This window comes from Dyadobacter sp. 676, assembly GCF_040448675.1.
Classification (GTDB): Bacteria; Bacteroidota; Bacteroidia; order Cytophagales; family Spirosomataceae; genus Dyadobacter.
Window position 1 is genome coordinate 4,089,839 of record NZ_CP159289.1, and the last position, 19,555, is coordinate 4,109,393.

The 19,555-nt window shown below is 50.6% G+C and carries 13 protein-coding genes and 1 tRNA gene; 9 read left to right on the forward strand and 5 right to left on the reverse strand.

Translation table 11 applies throughout. The annotated features are described in order from the left end of the window. Positions 1-125: 125 nt before the first annotated feature. Complete coding sequence (locus ABV298_RS18275) at positions 126-3,173, reverse strand: two-component regulator propeller domain-containing protein (RefSeq protein ID WP_353717621.1); 3,048 nt, start codon at positions 3,171-3,173, stop codon at positions 126-128. Between the two features lie 489 nt (positions 3,174-3,662). On the opposite strand from ABV298_RS18275, the gene ABV298_RS18280 reads away from it, so the two are divergent. Further along, a complete protein-coding gene (locus ABV298_RS18280) occupies positions 3,663-4,289 on the forward strand; it encodes a response regulator transcription factor (RefSeq protein ID WP_353717622.1) in 627 nt (208 codons plus the stop codon). Positions 4,290-4,325: 36 nt separating this feature from the next. On the opposite strand, the gene ABV298_RS18285 is transcribed toward ABV298_RS18280, so the two are convergent. Then, entirely contained in the window at positions 4,326-4,970 is a 645-nt protein-coding gene (locus ABV298_RS18285) for a response regulator transcription factor (RefSeq protein WP_353717623.1), read from the reverse strand. Between the two features lie 195 nt (positions 4,971-5,165). Here ABV298_RS18285 and ABV298_RS18290 point away from each other — a divergent pair, with 195 nt between their 5' ends. From ABV298_RS18290 to ABV298_RS18300, 3 genes are all read left to right on the forward strand, one after another. After that, complete coding sequence (locus ABV298_RS18290; protein ID WP_353717624.1) at positions 5,166-5,819, forward strand: response regulator transcription factor; 654 nt, start codon at positions 5,166-5,168, stop codon at positions 5,817-5,819. A gap of 456 nt (positions 5,820-6,275) precedes the next feature. Continuing rightward, positions 6,276-7,820, forward strand: coding sequence for a tail fiber domain-containing protein (locus ABV298_RS18295; RefSeq protein ID WP_353717625.1), 1,545 nt, complete (start codon positions 6,276-6,278; stop codon positions 7,818-7,820). 7 nt (positions 7,821-7,827) lie between these two features. Then, positions 7,828-9,102 carry a T9SS type A sorting domain-containing protein gene (locus ABV298_RS18300; RefSeq protein WP_353717626.1) on the forward strand — a complete coding sequence of 425 codons (1,275 nt, stop codon included), beginning with the start codon at positions 7,828-7,830 and terminating at the stop codon, positions 9,100-9,102. Between the two features lie 198 nt (positions 9,103-9,300). On the opposite strand, the gene ABV298_RS18305 is transcribed toward ABV298_RS18300, so the two are convergent. Beyond that, positions 9,301-9,374, reverse strand: a tRNA-Ile gene (locus ABV298_RS18305). A gap of 120 nt (positions 9,375-9,494) precedes the next feature. Here ABV298_RS18305 and ABV298_RS18310 point away from each other — a divergent pair. From ABV298_RS18310 to lpxA, 4 genes are all read left to right on the forward strand, one after another. Beyond that, entirely contained in the window at positions 9,495-10,727 is a 1,233-nt protein-coding gene (locus ABV298_RS18310; RefSeq protein ID WP_353717627.1) for an HD domain-containing protein, read from the forward strand. Between the two features lie 81 nt (positions 10,728-10,808). After that, positions 10,809-11,849: a UDP-3-O-(3-hydroxymyristoyl)glucosamine N-acyltransferase gene (gene lpxD, locus ABV298_RS18315; RefSeq protein WP_353717628.1), complete on the forward strand. Its 1,041-nt coding sequence runs from the start codon at positions 10,809-10,811 to the stop codon at positions 11,847-11,849. A 50-nt stretch (positions 11,850-11,899) separates the two neighbouring features. Further along, positions 11,900-13,291 (forward strand): bifunctional UDP-3-O-[3-hydroxymyristoyl] N-acetylglucosamine deacetylase/3-hydroxyacyl-ACP dehydratase, encoded by a 1,392-nt coding sequence (locus ABV298_RS18320; RefSeq protein WP_353717629.1) that lies wholly within the window; start codon positions 11,900-11,902, stop codon positions 13,289-13,291. Further along, entirely contained in the window at positions 13,288-14,100 is an 813-nt protein-coding gene (lpxA, locus tag ABV298_RS18325) for an acyl-ACP--UDP-N-acetylglucosamine O-acyltransferase (RefSeq protein WP_353717630.1), read from the forward strand. Before ABV298_RS18320 ends, lpxA begins: the two co-directional genes overlap by 4 nt. 66 nt (positions 14,101-14,166) lie before the next feature. Here lpxA and ABV298_RS18330 read toward each other — a convergent pair whose 3' ends face one another. Then, positions 14,167-14,964: an MOSC domain-containing protein gene (locus ABV298_RS18330; RefSeq protein ID WP_353717631.1), complete on the reverse strand. Its 798-nt coding sequence runs from the start codon at positions 14,962-14,964 to the stop codon at positions 14,167-14,169. Positions 14,965-14,983: 19 nt separating this feature from the next. Continuing rightward, positions 14,984-15,982, reverse strand: coding sequence for a tRNA (adenosine(37)-N6)-threonylcarbamoyltransferase complex transferase subunit TsaD (tsaD, locus tag ABV298_RS18335; protein WP_353717632.1), 999 nt, complete (start codon positions 15,980-15,982; stop codon positions 14,984-14,986). Positions 15,983-16,051: 69 nt separating this feature from the next. Here tsaD and ABV298_RS18340 point away from each other — a divergent pair, with 69 nt between their 5' ends. After that, positions 16,052-19,555: a translocation/assembly module TamB domain-containing protein gene (locus ABV298_RS18340; RefSeq protein ID WP_353717633.1), complete on the forward strand. Its 3,504-nt coding sequence runs from the start codon at positions 16,052-16,054 to the stop codon at positions 19,553-19,555.

The following is a 19,555-nucleotide window of genomic DNA, read 5'->3' on the forward strand; positions in this document are numbered from 1 at the left end:
TCTGACACAATTGACATTAAGGGCGTACGGCGCAGAAATCGAGGCAAAATGAGTGTCTGAAAGCCCAAAATGAATGCATCGATATGGTGCTAAACACAATTGAACACCGGAAAGGCGAAAGGGAGTTAATCTCTTTCCGGGAAGGTGATCAGGAATTGTGCGCCCGATGTCGCATTGGCCTTTATTTCGAGTTTTAGTATTCCGGCAAGTTCTTTTACGATCACTAGTCCGATGCCATGGATTTTCGGCTCGTCGCCCGATGATTCGGGATAGGCAGCATCGCTCTCATTGAACCAGTTGAGGGTTTTATCCGGAAGTCCTATACCTGTGTCGGATACTATTAATGTGGTCGCTCCCGGTTTCGGGCCGGCGCTTACGGCCACAGAACCTTCTGAACTAAATTTATTAGCATTGTCGATCAGATTGTGCAGGATAATTTTCAATAATTGCCGGTTAGACCTCACCTGTAACGTCTCGGGAACATTATTTTCAAACAGGTTCTGCTGAGCGGCGAACGCCTGTTTAAAGATGAACGCAACTTCGTCGACCAGGTCTCGCGCCGTAAATGTCTCGTAAACTACCGAACTGTCCGACAACTGCGACCTGACATAAGACAGCATGTTTTCCAGAAGGGTGAGAATTCTTCTGGAAGACTCGTTTACGCCTGTGCTCACCGTTTCCGCGAGAGAATACTCGCCATTTTGAATCAGGCCCGGTAGCTTCCCGGAGGTGAATTCTATCGCTCTCAACGGACTACGGATGTCATGGCTGATGGATGCGATCAGGTGCATTTGGAGACGGGTCTGCCTGAGAAGCTCCTGCTCGGAGTTTTTCAGGACCCCTAATGTATCCTCCAATTTAAGGGTTCTTTCCTGGACACGTGATTCCAGAATCTTGTTCAGACCGTCGGCTTTTTTCAGGCGGTTTTTGAAATAGAGATAAATCATCACCAGCATCAGGATGGCCAGGAATATTTTAAACGGCCAGGTTTCGTACCATGCGTAAGGAATGACAATGGTAAGCGACCTTAATTTCTGTGATTCACGGCCAAATCCTCCGTTTTTACGAAGTTTCAGGGTATAGGTCCCTGATGCAAGGTTGTTGAGGTGGATGGATTGGTGTTCGTTTTCGATGGGGTGCCAAATGTGCTTCGAGGACGCTTTTGCCTCCAAAGAGACCATGTAGTACAGTTGCTGGTTCCGCCGGTCGCCCAGGTAAGGGGACGAAACGAATACCTTTATATCGTTGGCGTCAGCGAGCTCTATTTTTGAACTGCTTACGGGAATCAGCCTGGAATCGGCTTCAATGCGGTCGATGAAAATCTCCGAATTCGGCACATCCAGGGGAATTTGCTCCGGTTTGAAAAACACGAGCCCGTCGATGGAAGGCAACGACACGTAGCCATTAGACAAGCGCACGGCACAGGGCTGGCAGCCGCCGTTGAATTCGTTCGTGTGAAAGCCACTTTGTTTGACATAATGGTGATAATACAGCCGGGTACTGTCGCGATGACTGGCGAAATCGAGGAGGTCGCCGCGTAGAATACGGAACAGCCCCTGATTAGTCGGGATCCAGAAAAAGTCATTGCCGTCGCGTACTATGCAATGCGCGTGCGCCAGGAAATGTTCCTTGTCCAACGGAAGCTTGGTCAGTTCGTTTTTTCGGAGGAGAAAAACGCCGTCGTCGTAGGTCGTAAACCACAGTTCGCCGGGGCGTTCCAGCAGCAGGCTCCTGATGTAGTACCGGTCGGTGCGCGGGATCAGGGATATGCTGTTTCGCACGAGGTTTACCTTGAACAGCCCGGCAGCGGTGGCTACCCATAGCACGTCCTTACCTTCCCGGAGCATGTAGGAGATGTGGGTGATTTTCCGGGTAAAAATGCGTTGGGAAGCTCCGTTTTTTCCAGGGTCGATGTATTTTAATCCGTAATATTTCGTGCCCAGCCAGATACGTCCCGTGTGGTCTTCATATAAATGGGAGATTTCGCCGCCCCCTGTCCATCGCCCTTTTAACTGCCGGCCGGTATGGTCAAATTGGTATAGGGAATCGTTCCCGGTATACCATAAATCGCCCGAGCGGGCTTTGAGCATGCTGTACCGGCTGGTGACTATTTTGGTTTGCCGGGGTAAGGTCTTCACGATTATCCGACCGTCCGGGCCTTTTCCCAATACTCTGAAGGACGGTGTAGTGACAGTGCTATCGGAAAACGCCGCTTGCGAATAGAACACATTCGATTCGCGTTCGTCGCTATCGACGGTAAGGGTTTCGAATCCGTGGAAATCAAGAATAAAAAGCCCGTTGCTGAGCGTGCCCAGGTAAAGCCGCTGCCGAAGACGATCGAAAAAAATGGAGGAGACGTTGTTCCGTTCCAAATCGAAATCTTTAATTAACAGCTTAGTGGCAATAATTCCCGGCCGCTCTTCGGATAGCAGATAGAGTTTTCGTCCCTGAGCTATAAATGCGTTTCCCGAAGGATCGTGCGAATAAACGTGGTAGCGTTCGGCGAGGTTTGGTTTGTCGGTTTGTCCTTCTGCGGAAGTCAGTGTGATTTCTCCGGGGCGCGCATTGCTTCTCAGGTCTGTCGCCAGGAGCTCGATCTTTCCAGTCTCATCGTCATGGTATAAGTTTCTCCCCAACCTGAAAAAACCGCGGGGCGAGTGAATGCGGGTTGTATAGCTCTTTTGTTTTTCCCAATTGGTGTAGAGCTGTACTTTTCCGTCGGGGCGCCACGCAAAGAAGCTACCGTCCGACCCGGGGAGCCAGAATAACTGGCACAAGGGCGACCATTTGGTATGGAAGCGGTCGGGTAAGCCTGCGGAAAAGAATAATCCATAGCCGCCTTCCGGTGTTTCCAACATCCGGCGAAGGCGTGCTGCGGCAGGGGGCTCTTCTTTGGTCGCCGTGGCGGCAACGACTTTTATGTAATCGAACTCTTCGGTCCATACGTAAAAGCGGTCCTTTCGTCCTTCCATATCGGGAAGGAAGGACATGAACATATTCGTCCGTATTCCCAGCACACTTTTATTGAAAATTACAAAAGTCTGCCCATCGAACCTCACGAGTCCCTGATCGGTAGCTAACCAAAGAAAACCATGAGAATCCTGCGCGATGGCACGTACGGAGTTTTGGGGAAGGCCGTTATCGCTATTGTAATGCCGGATGCTGTATTTCAATGCTACCGCCGGGGTTTGCGAAGCAACTGGTATAGCAAGTATTTGAAACAAAATACAGAAATACAATCTCACGGATAATGCGAATTGTGGGGACACTTGATATCGAGGCGAAACAGACGAAATAGTTCTAGTTAACGCTAAAAGAAAGATCGATAAATGAATATACCCGGGATTGAATAATAGAAATGTTTCTATGTTATACTTCCGATTAGTGCGAATCAATACACCGTATTTCTATTTAGTTTTGGTGTGGCATTAGAAGGAGTCGACGCCGCGGCGAAAATATGCGAAATGTGCGTATATGGGTATTCCGTTCAGTGTTTCGAACAGCAACGAAGGCTATTGCCGTTTCCCAAAGAGCATATGCGTACAGGCCAGACCTGTTTCACAACATACACACAAATTTGCCCACATTTCGACAATAGCATGTATAGTTGCCCGTAACTTCGGGGCAATCGTCATTTTTTATGCACCATAATCGAACCCGACATGAAAGTGCTCGTAATCGACGACCATCCGCTAATGCGATCGGCCATTAAACGGGAGATAAAAGATCACAAACCCCAGGCCCGTGTCATACTCTGTGCGCATAAGGACGAAGGAATGGAAGCGATCAGAAATCAAACAATCGATCTTGTTATCGTTGAAATCGGTATTCCTGGCGGGAGTATGCATACGATCCGGGAAATGCGTGCAGCGGCGAGGGGAATCAAGATTCTCGTATACTCTTCTGTGAACGAAGCAATTTACGCGCTTCCCGCGGTGGCTTCCGGCGCTCATGGCTTCCTTTCCAAAGACAGTTCCGGCGATGAGTTGAGGATAGCGATCGATATGGTGCTCGACTCTAAAACCTATTTCAGCAAAACAATACAGGAAACCCTGCTCTCGCAAGTGATTGCCAACGTGGATGCGTCGAACCACAATCCGCTGCAGACGCTTACACCCCGGGAGCGGATTGTGGTGCATTTGTTGTTGCAGGGGAAAAAAATAAAGACGATTGCGGAAATGCTGAATTTGAAAGAAAGTACTGTCAGCACGTTCAAAGCGAATGTATTCAGAAAGCTGCAAGTAGGCAGCCTGATAGCATTGTCGGAGAAAATGGCAATGTTGCGGTAGTCTGCCGGATGAGGGGTATCCGGCAGTACGAACAAGCTAATGGCCCGCGGCAGCGACGTCGTCGATGATTTTTGACAGCTCGATAGCGCTGGTGACGCCGCATTTATGGAAAATCTTCTTTTTGAAAGTGCTTACCGTACTCAATTTCAGTTGTAATTGGGTAGCGATCTCTTTTGTCCACATGCCACGGATCAGCAACCTGCTGATTTCAAGCTCCCGTTCGGTCAGCCCGATCCATTTCCGGCGTTTGATTTTAGCATAATTTTGTGGCAATTGTGTAATGAGCTGGGCGCGGACCGCTTCGCTGAGGTATTTTTTGTCGCTCACTACCGCCGACACGGCCTCTGCATACGTTTCGGGATCGGAGCGCTTCGATAGGTAGCCGTCGGCCCCCGCCTGCACATATTTCAGCGCATACTTTTCTTCCGGCAAGCCGCTCAGGATGAGAATCTTCGCGTCGTGCCGTGCGGTCCGGATCATATCGATCATTTTTACATCCTGGCCTCCGGGCAGATGGATGTCGAGAATGACCAGCTCTATTGGTCTATCCTGGATAATCCGGAGTCCTTCGTTAAAATCTTTGGCCTCAAAAACCGAGGCATTTTCAAATAACTCACGGATCACAAGGCGCATGCCCATTCTGACAACGGCATGGTCCTCAATGAGTACTGCATTCGTCATTGGTAGTAAATTTGGTTCATAGCAGAGTGGTTAAGACTTTGTAATACCAAAAATAGGCAGAGTTATGCCCGGTTACAATCAAGATATTGATAAACAGATGTAAACATCATACTACACTTTTTAATGGAATTTTAGGGAGTTTTTGTTAATTCGGAGAATTTTGTTGAGAACATAGCGACAGTGCAATCTTCCCTTATGAGAATCCTGCTTGTTGAAGACCATGATATTGTCCGCATTGCCACGGGCATGCTCATCCAGGAAATGATGAGCGATGTTGTCGTCGAGTCGGCGGCAAATTTTAAGGATGCTATGCGGGCAGTTTCCTCCGGTACTTATCAACTGATCATCCTCGATCTGAACATTCCGGGGACCGACCATTTACTAACAATCGAAAAGCTGCGGGCCCGGCAGCCTGACGTGCCCGTGCTGGTGTTCTCGGGACAAAAAGAAGAATTGTACGGCTTGCATTGTATCCGTGCCGGTGCGGCCGGGTTTGTCTCCAAAGAATCAAAAGCGTCCGAATTGCAGGAAGCGATCCGGGTTGTGCTGAACGGACAGAAATACCTGAGTCCGCTTGTGCGTGCACAACTTGTGGCTTCCATGCAGCAGCACCGGGTTTCGGATCCGGCAGAGCTTTTGTCGGCCAGGGAATTGATTGTCATGGAGATGCTGCTGGAAGGAGAATGGACGAAGGATATCGCCAGGAAGCTAAACCTCAAGAGTACGACAATCAGTACTTTCAAGACCCGCATTTTTAAGAAGCTCGGGGTGGATAATCTGCTCGATCTCGCAAGGCATGTCGAAATGTATTACTCATCGAACGGTAATGGTGTTTCCGACCGCAAATGATAATCTCCGCGTCGGGTCCCGGATAAAAATACCTCCATTTGTCTCCATTTTTGAGTAGAATAAATAATAGAAACAATTCGATGATTTGTAGGAGGTTTGTTAGGTAAACTATTGGTAGTCAATACATTTAATAACTATCCTGTTCATAGAACTTCGCCTATCCATCTAATCGGATATCTTTTTCCCGCTACTTTGTAGATATAGTTTGTATCGCAGATCCTGCTATAACCCGGCCGGAAAGCAGCAGTCTTGCGATCGCAATGCCTGAGCCTTCATGGGTTTGGTTTATCATTTAAGCCCCATTGTATTGAACGCCTTAAATCCATTCAGAATGAAAGGCTGATCACCATGTCCATTCTGTAATGGCGTGCGCCTTTCTTCGTGGGTTCCAAAACGCAATCGCTTATCAATTCCATACTGTTTTTAAACCATTTGTTAATTAAAACCAATTAGACAATGAAAGTAAAACGACTACTAACACGCACTGCCGGTGCATTCGGGGTTACCGCCGGTTTGCTATTTGTGGGTTCGCCGTTGATGGCGCAGGTGAAAATCGGGGACAACCCGAATATGATTGATTCAAATTCTATTCTGGAACTGGAAAGTACAAACAAAGGGTTTCTTCAGCCCCGAGTAGCGCTTGTGGCTACCAACAACGTGGCGCCAATGACCGCTCCCGTGCCGGAAGGTATGCGCGTTTATAATACGGCTACCACCTCGGGAACGTACGGGGTATCACCCGGCGAGTATTACTATGACGGTAGAGGTTGGGTAAGACTGGTAACTGCCATTCCTTATGGCCAGGAAGTTTTCCGCCAAGGGCCTGCCCCGGTGGGCGCATCGTGCGGGTCTGATCCGGAAGGAACAATCTGGAACGATATATTGGAAAATAGTCCCACCGAAGGGCAGCAATGGATATGTAGAGTGGGTGTATGGGAAGTCTACAATGCTCCCAGCAGCAGCACACCCTTCTTTGCAAAATTGACGAAGGACACGGATGCCGGCGCCAGGAAGGCTGGAACGATCAACCGATTGGGGCACATAGTAGTGCGACGTGACGATGACGGGGCTTCCACAACCATAACCCCTGGCGGGGGCATCAGGCTCCTGCGCACGCTGGCACTTGCACCGAACCATGGCGCGTTCGTTGATTTCGCTCGCAGCCCTGCAAATCCTGACCTGTTCCGTATCGGACTCCGGAACGACCTCAATGACGGAAATGGTGCATTGACTTTCCAGAGCAGCCTCGCAAGCGGGAATTTTACCCCTCGCATGCTGATCGGCTTGAACGGCCAGATTGGTGTTAACGTAACAGATCCCAAAAGCAGGCTCCATGTAGAGGGTACTGTTTTGATTACCGAGAATAGCGAGGATGGTGCCGGCTATGACGTTGCAACCGGCGGCAAAAACGGTATAAAACTTTATTACGACAGTACCGCGAACAGGGCGCAGATTTTTGTCCAAGCCGATGCAAGTGATCCCAATGTAGTCTTGTCCAAAAAGGTGGACGGAGGGGGAACCGTTCCCAACGGCTCGATATTCCAGAAATTTCAAATACCGAGTGGTACAATAGGTAGCGTCACGCGTGAAGCGGGTTTGACGGTAAAATACAACGAAACTTCTGACCGTCGTCTGAAAGAAAATATCAAAAACACACACTATACAATTGAGGATTTGATGAGGATAGCGGTGGTTGACTACAACTACAAAAGCGACGCTGCCAAAACCCGTATGCCTGGCTTCATCGCCCAGGATCTCTACGAAGTATACCCTCGTGCGGTTACCAAAGGCGGTGAGAATCCTAAAACCAGTCCGTGGATGGTGGATTACGGCAAACTGACGCCGCTATTGGTAAAAGCGGTTCAGGACCAGCAAAAAGAAATCGCTTCACTGAAAGCGCAACTGAGCGAAATGCATGCGCTCAAAGCTGAGGTGGCCAGCATCAAGGCGATGTTAGGCAATGCCGAACAGCTGAAATCCGAGGCTACCATTTCAAAATGAGTTAACTATGCACAAAATCATCCATAAAAAGCTCTTTGGTTTGAGCGCGGCATTATGCCTGTCGCTTCTGCTAGGGGTCGATCCCGTGGCGGCACAGTCGAGCAGCCAGGGGAATACGACCATCTTCGAAGGCACGCAGATGACCGTGTTCGGTACGCATACGTTCCTGGCGGGCGGCTCAGGCATACAACCGGGAATTATCAAAGCGATCCGCTCCACTTCGCCCGGCATTCTGGGCTTTGCGTCGGGTGCGACTTACTCAGGGCAGGACGACGCGAACCATGTCGATGGCTATGTGTCCAAGGCGGGAACCGATGCGTTCGTTTTCCCCGTCGGAGACGGCACCAAACTGCGTCCTATCGGAATCTCGGCACCCGCTACATCGGGTGTATACAAAGCGGCATACTGGTCGGAAGACCCTGGTACTGCTACCCTGCCCGCCGGCGGACCATTCCCGGCGACTAATATGGGAACAGGCGTCACCGATGTAAGCACCGTGGAATACTGGGACCTCGACGGTCCGTCTCCGGTTGACATCACCCTTACCTGGGACGCGGCCAGCGACCTGGAGACGCTCGCCAATTCCAACATCGCCAATCTCCTGGTGGTCGGTTACAATCCGGTCACCGCCAAATGGGAAAATCTGGGCAGGGCAGGAGGTGTTACGGGTTCGCTGACTACCACCGGCAGCATCACCGCTACCGGAATCATTCCCGACAACTATTCGGCCTTTACTTTTGGTGCGGATATAAATCTGCCGGTAACACTGGTAGCATTCGATGCCAGAAGGGAGGGTTCGACGTCGGCGCTCACCTGGTCGACAACCGCCGAAACCAACAGCGACCGCTTCGAGATCGAGCGCAGCTTAAACGGAAAAGTGTGGGACAAAATCGGGACCGTGGCGTCCGCCGGGGAAAGTGCGGTGCTTGTGAAATACACATTCACCGATGCCTCGCCGCTGCCCGGCGAAAACCTGTACCGCCTCAGAATGGTCGACCGGGACGGGACCTACGCATACAGCAGCATCCGAAATCTCACATTTGAAGGCCAGACAACATCGGTCGCTTATCCTAACCCGGCACGCGACGTGCTGTACATTCGGGACGCGCAGAGTGTGCAGGCCGTTTCGATCCTGGATATGAAAGGAAACATTGTAAACGATGCCGGTACGATGCAGGGCGGAATGTTCAGGGTCAACGGACTTGAGGCCGGTATATATGTCGTGAAAGTGGTTCGAAACAACGGCATCGTGAAATCTCAGAAAATCGTCGTTGCCAAATAGCGTCTCGCTACATTTGTATTTTGTGTGGCCCTGGAAGAATTTCCGGGGCTACTTTTTTTATTGGCGGGCGTTTGATACATTGACATTATACCCAGCAGTCGCATACTTTTTCCCTCGCTGAATAAACCGCTGCACATGTTTATTGATAAAAAAAGCACTTAGCGAATTGTTTCGCATAAGTGCTCGGTTTTTAGTTTGTGGGCCCACCTGGGATCGAACCAGGCACCTACTGATTATGAGTCAGTTGCTCTAACCGAATGAGCTATAGGCCCTTTTCCAAACTTGCGTTTGGGTTGCAAAATTAGGGAATCGGTTCAATTCTCCAAATGAATACAACAAGATTAGCTTCTTTTGTCCGTTGCTTGTTTATTACTTTTGCCAAAAAATCGATTTTGAATAAAAGGAAAATCATCAACGATCCGGTTTATGGGTTCATCTCCATTGCCTCGGACCTGCTCTATGACCTGGTCGACCATCCTTATTTTCAGCGGCTGCGGCGGATAAGGCAGCTCGGGCTTGCGGATATCGTCTATCCGGGAGCGCTCCACACACGTTTTCACCATGCGCTTGGGGCAATGCACCTGATGAACCAGGCACTCCGTGCGTTGCAGGAGAAAGGGCATATGATCTGGGAGCTGGAACAGGAGGCGGCGCAGGCGGCGATTTTGCTGCACGACCTCGGACATGGCCCGTTCTCCCATGTACTCGAAAGTGTCGTGATCCCCGGAGTCCCGCACGAGGCGATTACGCTCACGATGATGAAAGACCTGAACCGCCAGCTCGACGGAAGACTGGATATTGCCATCCAGATGTTTGAAGGAACCTATCCGCGCAAGTTCTTCCACCAGATGATTTCCAGCCAGCTCGATATGGACCGGATGGATTACCTCAACCGCGACAGCTTTTATACCGGCGTCATCGAGGGCTCCATCGGTGCCGACAGGCTGATCAAGATGCTGGATATCAGTCACGATCAGCTGGTGGTGGAGGAAAAGGGCCTTTTAAGTATCGAAAACTTCCTGCATGCGCGCAGGCTGATGTACTGGCAGGTGTATCTGCACAAGACGCTCCTGAGCGCCCAGGCGATGCTCACGCAAATTATGCGTCGCGCACGTGAGCTGGCGGCAGCAGGGGAGCAGTTGTTTGCCACACCCGATTTCGCACGCTTTCTCTACAACCGGTTTACCCTTGCCGACTTCGATAGCGAACCCGAACTGCTTGGGGCATTCAACGGATTGGACGATAACGACGTATGGGCCTCTGTAAAAGGGTGGAAAAATCATCCCGACCCGGTTCTGTCCAAACTATGTGGCATGCTTCTCGACAGAAACTTGTTCAAGATCAGCTTTTTTAATGCGCCTCCGGGCGGAGAGGTGCTGGCGCCGCTTCGGAAGCAACTGATTGCCGCCGGCGTTCCTGAAAACGACATGCCCTATTTTCTGATTACCGGTGAAACTACCAACTGGGCCTATGCGAAGGAACAGGACCCCATCCGCGTCAAAATGAAAAGCGGAAATTTGCTCGATATCGCCGATGCGTCGGATATTCCCACCATCGAAGCCCTCACTAAGATTGTACGCAAGTACTATGTATGTTGGGGTAAAAATGTATCTTTGCGTGGTTAATCAGGACCCTAAAAAGAAAAGCCGAATTAATAATTTATACAACGTACTCGAATACCATTACCCGAAATTAGCCGATAAAATATGAAATTTACTGTCAGCGAGATTGCTCAGATGCTGAATGGAACTGTTGTTGGGGATGATCAGATCATAATTAATTCGGCTGCAAAAATTGAAGAGGGCCTGCCGGGTTGTATTTCTTTTCTGGCCAACAGCAAGTATGAGCATTATATTTACTCCACACAGTCTTCGGCAGTAATTGTCAATAAAGATTTTGTTCCCAAAAAAGAAATTTCTGCGACGTTGATCTACGTCGACAACGCCTATACCGCCTTCACGATCCTGCTGGAAGAATACCAGAAACGCCTCGCTGGCAGCAAGTCGGGCGTGGAGCAGCCCAGTTTTATGGGGGAGAACAGCCAAACCGGAGAGGATTGCTATCGCGGCGCTTTTTCCTACATTGGCAAAAACTGCGTGATTGGCAAAGGCGTGAAGATTTACCCGCAGGCGTGGCTGGGCGATGGCGTGGAAGTAGGCGATTATTCGGTGATCCATCCCGGCGTTAAAATTTACGACAACACGGTGATTGGAAAGAATTGCACGATTTTTGCCAACACAGTGATCGGCAGCGACGGGTTCGGATTTGCACCGCAGGCCGATGGCAGTTATAAAACCATCCCGCAACTCGGAAATGTGATCATCGAGGATAATGTAAGTATCGGGGCGAATACGACCGTCGATTGTGCGACAATGGGTTCCACGATCATCAGGCAGGGCGCAAAAATTGATAACCTGGTACAGATTGCACATAATGTAGAGATTGGAAAAAATACCGTAATTGCGGCCCAGTCCGGAGTATCCGGGTCTACAACAATCGGCGAACAATGCGTGATAGCCGGTCAGGTAGGGATTGTAGGCCATATTACGGTGGCAAACCATACTAAAGTGGGCGCACAAAGCGGACTTGCCAAATCCATTAAAAAGGAAGGTTTATCGCTTTCGGGCTCTCCTGCCAGGGACCTTAACGAACATTTGCGGTCCATGGCACTGGTGCGAAGGCTGCCCGAGCTCGAAGAACGGCTGAAAGACCTCGAACGCAAGCAGGAAACGTCCGATTTTCAGTGACAGCCGGCAGTCCCCTAATCGCACCTTATTTTGAAAAGGAAATAGATATAATGAACGAAAAACAACAAACCATTTCTAAGTCTGTATCCGTAACTGGAGTGGGTTTACATACCGGTGTTGTGGCCACAATGACATTTGTGCCGGCACCAGCCAACCACGGGTACAAGTTTCAGCGTATTGATTTACCCGACCAGCCGATCGTCGATGCGGATGTCGACAATGTAGTGGACCTTTCGCGGGGTACCACCATTGAGCAGAACGGTGCGCGAATCCATACGGTTGAGCACACACTGGCAGCATTGGTAGGCTTGCAGATCGATAACGTACTGATCCAGCTCGACGGCCCCGAACCTCCCATCATGGATGGCAGCTCGATCAAATTCGTGGATGCGCTGCTCGACGCGGGCATCGAAGAACAGAATGCATACCGCAACTATTTCGAAGTTCCGGAATACGTACATTATAAAAACAAGGAAAAGGATACCGAGCTGGTAGCGCTTCCGCTTTCGGATTATCGTCTTACGGTGATGGTCGATTATAATTCGACCGTTATCAGCAGCCAGCATGCTTCCCTGAACGATATCACGCTTTTCAAGGAGGATATTGCCGCTTGCCGGACATTCGTGTTCCTGCACGAACTCGAAGCGCTTTATAAACAAAACCTTATCAAGGGCGGCGACCTCACCAACGCCATCGTGATCGTGGACCGCGAGGTGCAGGATGGCGAGCTCGACCACCTTTCGCAACTGTTGAACAAACCGAAGGTGAGCGTCAACAAGTCGAAAGGTATTCTGAACAATGTCGAGCTGCATTACCCGAATGAGATGGCGCGGCATAAACTGCTCGACCTGATCGGCGACCTAGCGCTGGTAGGCCGGCCCATTAAGGCGCAGATTCTCGCCGCGCGCCCGGGACACGCAGCGAATGTGGCTCTGGCTAAAAAAATCAAAAAACTGATTAAATCTGGCAAAGGAGATATTCCGCAATACGACCCGAATAAGGCACCTGTTTTCGATATCAACCAGATTGGCCAGTTGCTTGCGCACCGCTACCCGTTCCAGATGATCGACAAGATCATCGCACTGGACGAAAACAGCGTGGTAGGTGTAAAGAATGTGACGATCAACGAACAGTTTTTTCTCGGACACTTCCCTGGTAATCCGGTCATGCCGGGCGTTTTGCAACTGGAAGCGATGGCGCAGACAGGCGGTATCCTGGTACTTTCCAGCGTGCCCGATCCGGACAATTACTGGCCATACCTCATCGGGATCGATGCATGCCGTTTCCGACGCAATGTTTTTCCCGGCGATACAGTTATTTTTAAATGTGAATTCACATCCCCGATGAAAAGAGGGATCGTCAAAATGAGTGGCCGGGGATATGTAGCCGGACAACTGGTATGTGAAGCGGATATGATAGCAAGCCTGGTAAAGAAAAAATGACTCAATCATTAGCATATATCCATCCTGACGCCAAGATCGCTCAGAATGTGTCCATTGAACCTTTCGCGATGATCCATGCTGATGTTGAGATCGGCGAAGGCTCGTGGATCGGTTCGCACGCGGTAATCAATTCAGGAGCGAGGATCGGTAAAAACTGTAAAATCTACCCGGGCGCGGTCATTTCCGCGACACCGCAGGATTTGAAATACAACAATGAATACACGCTCACGGTAATCGGCGATAATACCACCGTCCGCGAATATGCGACGATCAGCCGCGGTACCGAAGAGCATTGGAAAACCGTAGTAGGTTCCGACTGCCTGATCATGGCTTACGCGCACGTAGCGCACGATTGCCGGGTCGGGAACAATGTAATCATAGGCAATAATGTGCAGATGGCAGGCCATGTCCACGTAGGCGACTGGGCGATCGTGAGCGCGTTGAGCGCGGTACACCAGTTTGTGAAGATCGGCATTCATGCTTTCGTATCGGGCGCTTCGCTGGTGCGGAAGGATGTTCCTCCATTTACAAAAGCTGCGCGGGAGCCTATTTCCTACGTGGGTATTAATTCGGTCGGCCTGCGGAGAAGAGGTTTTACCAACGAGCAAATTATCGATATTCAGAACATCTACCGGTACGTGTATATGAAGGGCTTTAACAATGCGGAGGCACTTCAGAAGATCGAGCTGGAAATGGCGCCTTCGGACGAACGCGATGAAATTATCAATTTTATCCGCAACTCGGAAAGAGGTATTATGAAAAGTCCTTTTCAGACGACGGGAGCCAGCGAGACTGAAGCTCAATCCTGACAAAGCCATTCATTTCCATCATAAAATTTGCAGCATTGCCCGGGGGGGTGTCACCTCCCGGTTTTTTTATTCCTGAACTGTGAGCTGGTCACCGATTTTGATCTCTCCCGAATCCCGGGCCGTCACGTTTTGTCCGAATAATATCTTGTTGCCGTTCTTCCGGTAGCCGGCCAGGGTTTTCAATGGCTCCGGGCCCTTTTCACCGGTAGCAGGGTCAATAGTGGTCAATACGCAGCGTGCGCAAGGTTTCACTACTTCGAAACGCAGGTTGCCTATGGTAACGTGCTTCCATTGGTCTTCGGCAAACGGTTCGGTACCGCTAATGACGAAATTGGGGCGGAAACGCCGCATTTCGATCGGCTCGGCGAGGCGGCCGTTCAAATCGTCCAGCGAAGCCTGGGAAATGACGAGGTAAGGGAAGCCATCGGCAAAGCTTACATTCTCGTGATGCCGTGCATACCGCGGATCGGCCTTTCTTTCGGTTGAATCGGGCATCATTACGAGCCGAAGGTCGAGCCCGAGCTGCCTGCTGAGCCATACATCTGCATCTGCCGAGACGGTGACGGCTTCGACCGTGTCATCCCAGACGCGGACCGTAACCGGAAATGCCGTTACCGGTCGGTAAGGGACAAGTACGAAATCCGACGGATCGGTGCGAAGGGATATTTTCAATCCTTTGTCCAGCAATGCCACGTCTATCAGCGCCATTTCAGGGTAGGCGCGCTGGGTGATAAACACGTTGTTTTCGTCGACGATCATCCACCGGCGGTCGTGTCGCAAACCTCTCTCCTCGACTGTTGCGTTGCTGAGCCGGATTCCGCCGAGTGATTTGACAGGATAAATCCATATTTCGGATAAAGTCATGGCCATGATTTTACTGTTATTAAAATTCCATCCTGGCGAGCGGGCTTACCGTTTGGTCGGTGAACTCGCCGGCGATGAACTTGTAATGTGCGGCAATGGCGATCATAGCCGCATTGTCGGTGCAATATTCAAAAGCAGGAATATATACGCGCCAGCCCAGTTGGTCGCCCAATTCTTTCAGGGATGCCCGTAACCCGGAGTTCGCCGACACCCCTCCGGCGATCGCGATTTCCTTGATGCCGGTTTCGCGGGCCGCCTTTTTCAGCTTTTTCAGGAGGATGTCGATCAGTGTAAATTGAATGCTCGCACAAATGTCGGCGATGTTTTCCCGTATAAAATCCGGGTTCTCCCGGACCTGTTTTTGAAGAAAATACAAAAATGAAGTCTTGATGCCACTGAATGAAAAATCCAGTCCGGGCATTTCCGGCAAAGGAAAGGGGTAGGCCAGCGGATTTCCCTGTGCGGCGTATTTGTCGATCAGCGGACCGCCCGGATAAGGCAGGTCGAGCAGCTTGGCGGTTTTGTCAAATGCTTCGCCGACAGCGTCGTCACGGGTTTCGCCGATGATTTCCATGTGCAACGGACCGGTCACTTTCACGATCTGCGTATGTCCCCCGCTCACGGTGAGGCACAGGAACGGGAAAGCAGGTTTCGGGTCGTCGATGAAATGTGCCAGCACGTGCGCCTGCATATGGTTAACCCCGATCAACGGGACGCCCAGGCCGAGCGCCATCGATTTCGCGAAGGAAGTGCCCACAAGCAACGCCCCCAGCAAGCCCGGTCCCTTCGTAAAAGCAATGGCATTCAGGTCTTTTTTTGCTATTTTTGCGTCATTCAATGCTTTGTCCACCACGGGCAGGATATGCTGCTGATGGGCCCGTGAAGCGAGTTCGGGCACGACCCCCCCATACTGCGTGTGGATGAGTTGCGTGGCAACAACATTGGAGCGGATATTCCCGTTTGTAATTACAGCTGCGGAGGTTTCGTCGCACGACGATTCAATGGCGAGGATATTCATACGGTGGCAAATATTCGCAAAATTAAGCATTAACAATAAGATAAGCAGTATCCCGCTGCGAAGCTGTATATGTTAAAATTCCTGAAGGCGCTGGGTAATGGTCTGATCGTGGTTATCATCCTCGTGCTGCTGGCGCTTGGGATTGCTACCACCGCATTGCAGCTGCCTTCGGTACAAACCTGGGCCGTCAGGCATGTGACTGCCAACATTTCCGGTAAACTCGGATATCCCATCGCCATCGGAAAAGTCAATATCAAATGGTTCGACGTCGTTTCGCTCGAAGGCGTTTCGGTAAAAGACACCTCGGGTGCGGATATGATCGACGTCGGCCGTATCGATGTAAACCTCAATTTGAATAATATCATCCGCGATTCCGCCCGCGAAATTTTTCTCGACGAGGTCAATGTATTTCAGCCTAATGTGCATCTGGTAATCGTGCCCGAATCCGGCGATCTCAATATCGACGGGTTCATCGCCCGTATCAACGAGCTGACGGCGCCTGCTGTACCGAGGCCGCCCGATGCTCCTGAAAACAATACGCCTTTCATCATAGGCAAAGCCAAGGTGATCGACGGGACTTTCGGTTACGACGACCCCCGCCAGCCGCGCGACAGGGGCGTGAGGGTGTTCGACTATTCCCATTTCAGTCTGCGTCACCTATACGGCGAGCTCAACGACTTCCTCGTTCAGGGCGATACGATTTCTTTTCGTGCCAGGAACCTGAAAACCGTCGATAAGCAAACGGGCCTGGAAATGCACGATCTCGACACCCGTTTTCTTTTCTGCCAGAAAAAAATGGAGTTCAGGGAACTCGACGCGCACATCGGGAACTCGCATTTGAAAGACGAGGTCACATTCTACTATAACCGGTCGGGCGAGCTGGGCGATTTTAACCACAAAATCCGCATGAAAGGCCACCTGGTAGGCAGTCGTGTGGATTCGCGGGACCTTGGACTGTTTTCGAGCTATATCGATGGGTTGAATGAAACCTGGCTGATTTCGGGCGACTTTAATGGAAAGGTCGACGATTTCGTAGTGTCCAATACCGATTTGCATTTCGGGAAAAACAGCCGTCTGATCGGCGATATCGGATTTAGAGGCTTGCCCACCATCGAAGGCGTGCAGATGGACATCCGGTTGTCGGTTTCGAGGATCGACCCGGCCGATCTGGTTCAGTACTACCCGGAATGGGGCATGCATCCTGACTTGCAAAAATTTGGCTACACACTGCTGGACGGCACTTTCAAAGGTACGCTGGAAGATTTCGCGGTGAATGCATCGGCGTCGTCGGAACTGGGCGAGTTGTCGGGGGACCTGGTGTTTCATATTGCCGACGCCCAAACGACGACCTATTCGGGAGAAGTGAAAACGGCCGCATTTAATCTGGGGACCTTGCTGGAAGACGAGGATAACTGGCAGGAGCTCGATTTTGAAGGGAAAGTATACGGGAAGGGACTGGAGCTTTCACTGGCTTCGGCGGATATGAATGCAACCGTCCACAGGATCGGTTTCCGGAACTACGATTACAAAAACATCCGGCTCAAAGGAAATTTACAAAACCAGTATTTCAACGGACTGGTAAGCGCGCGCGACAGCAACCTGATGGTGAGCCTGGACGGCGAATTTGACCTCTCCGGGCAGCAGAACAAGTTCGATGTCAAGGGATTGGTGGAAAAGGCGAATCTGAAAGAGCTCGGTTTCAGCCGGGACCCGATCACTCTCCGCACGCAATTGAATGTCAACGTTTCGGGGAATACCGTGGATGAACTGGTCGGCGATGCCAGGTTGCTGGAAACCTACCTGGTAATGACCCACAAGGAGCGGAATCTGGTAATCGATACGCTGGTTTTTTCATCGAGAAACCAGGCAGGAAAGCGGGAATTGCAACTGGACAGCGAGTTTCTGACGGCCCGGGTCGAGGGCAATTTTCTACCTACGCAGGCGTGGAAAGACGTAAGTCAGGTGCTGGAAGAGTATAAGCTTTATTTCTTTGAAAATGAGGCAACTCGAGATGATTATTATGCCAGTAAGCCTTTAAAGCTCCTGCGAAGCAGGTATCAGATCGACTATGCGGTGCAAACCCATAACCTCTCGCGTTTTCTGGCCTTTCTCAGCCCGGAAATTTACATCTCGCGCGGGGCTAAGGCGGAGGGCACCTTCAAAATGGATAACACGGCGGTTCTTACCTTCAACGCGGTATCCGATACGGTGAGCTATGGGAAAAACCAGTTTATAAAAGCAGAGGTGGATGTGACTACTTCCAAATTCGTCAACAGCGCCGAGGTACTCGCGTCCATTCTCGTTATTTCCGACAAGCAGCAAATCAGTAAAATGGTTCCGACCGAGAAAATGGAACTCGAAGGCACCTGGGATACGGATCATATCGATTTCAATGGCGCAATCCATCAGGTGAAAAGCAACAATCGAGCGAACCTGGCAGGCGAGATACGCTTTTTGGCTGCCGGTCTCGACATCGGTTTTAAAAATTCCAAACTTTATCTGCTCGATGAAGAATGGAATGTCCCGTCCGAAAGCCTGATCTCGATCGTCGGAAACGATATTACGATGTCAAACCTCGGCCTGGTGAGCGGCAAACAACGCATTTTCCTGAGCGGTACCGCTTCTGAAGATCCGGAAAAAAGCCTTTTGCTGGATATCAAGAACTTCAAACTAGCCAGTTTAAACCCGGTTTTCAATACCAGACTTTCAGGGATCATGGACGGCGCGGCGAAGGTGAAGGATATTTATAACAGCGTTGTGCTCGATGCCAATTTCGCTATCGAGGGGCTTGGTTACGGGCAATATGAATTCGGGAATCTCTCGGGGACCGGCGATTGGGACCAGACCACGAGCGAGCTGCAAATCGATGCACAGCTTAACAAGAATGCACGGCGCGTTTTCAACCTAACCGGATCGTACCGTCCCAAGCTGGAAACCAATACGCTGAATCTGAAAGCGATCTTCAACCAGGCCGATTTCAAAGCGATTGAACCATTTGCCGAGGGACTGGTGTCGGATATTAGTGGAACCGCGCAGGGGACCGTGTCGATCAAGGGCGTGGTAGATGCCCCGGTGCTGGAAGGTTCCTTGATGGTGGACAAGGGACGGATGAAGTTCGATTATCTGCAATCTGTATTTACATTCAGCGACAAGATCAATTTTTCGGAAAGCGAGATCACGGTTAACAACATTCTCGTAACCGATGCCGACGGCAATACCGCAACGCTGCGTGGCGGGGTTTTTCACGACGGTTTCAAATACTTTTCGCTCGGGTTCAATGCGGATCTCCGCAATTTCAAAATATTGAATACCAATGCGAAGGACAACGATATCTTTTACGGAACGGCCTATGTGACCGGTCCAGTGGCTGTTTACGGGCCGATCGACAACCTGAATATCGAGGCCAATGTCAGCAGTAATAAAGGTACCAGGATATATATTCCGCTGGATGGCGCAACCGAAGTCGCAACGCAGGACTACATTCAGTTTGTGAGTAAAATGGTGGCTGCGGACAGCACGAACGGTACACCGGTTGACTCGATTGCGAGGAGCCAGATAGCCGGGGGGGATTAA

Coding starts and splice junctions, on each gene's coding strand:
- ABV298_RS18290 (WP_353717624.1), top strand. CDS start 5,166: ATGAGAATCCTGCTTGTTGAAGACCATGATATTGTCCGCATTGCCACG.
- ABV298_RS18280 (WP_353717622.1), top strand. CDS start 3,663: ATGAAAGTGCTCGTAATCGACGACCATCCGCTAATGCGATCGGCCATT.
- tsaD (WP_353717632.1), bottom strand. CDS start 15,982: ATGAATATCCTCGCCATTGAATCGTCGTGCGACGAAACCTCCGCAGCT.
- ABV298_RS18300 (WP_353717626.1), top strand. CDS start 7,828: ATGCACAAAATCATCCATAAAAAGCTCTTTGGTTTGAGCGCGGCATTA.
- ABV298_RS18320 (WP_353717629.1), top strand. CDS start 11,900: ATGAACGAAAAACAACAAACCATTTCTAAGTCTGTATCCGTAACTGGA.
- ABV298_RS18330 (WP_353717631.1), bottom strand. CDS start 14,964: ATGACTTTATCCGAAATATGGATTTATCCTGTCAAATCACTCGGCGGA.
- lpxD (WP_353717628.1), top strand. CDS start 10,809: ATGAAATTTACTGTCAGCGAGATTGCTCAGATGCTGAATGGAACTGTT.
- ABV298_RS18295 (WP_353717625.1), top strand. CDS start 6,276: ATGAAAGTAAAACGACTACTAACACGCACTGCCGGTGCATTCGGGGTT.
- lpxA (WP_353717630.1), top strand. CDS start 13,288: ATGACTCAATCATTAGCATATATCCATCCTGACGCCAAGATCGCTCAG.
- ABV298_RS18340 (WP_353717633.1), top strand. CDS start 16,052: ATGTTAAAATTCCTGAAGGCGCTGGGTAATGGTCTGATCGTGGTTATC.
- ABV298_RS18285 (WP_353717623.1), bottom strand. CDS start 4,970: ATGACGAATGCAGTACTCATTGAGGACCATGCCGTTGTCAGAATGGGC.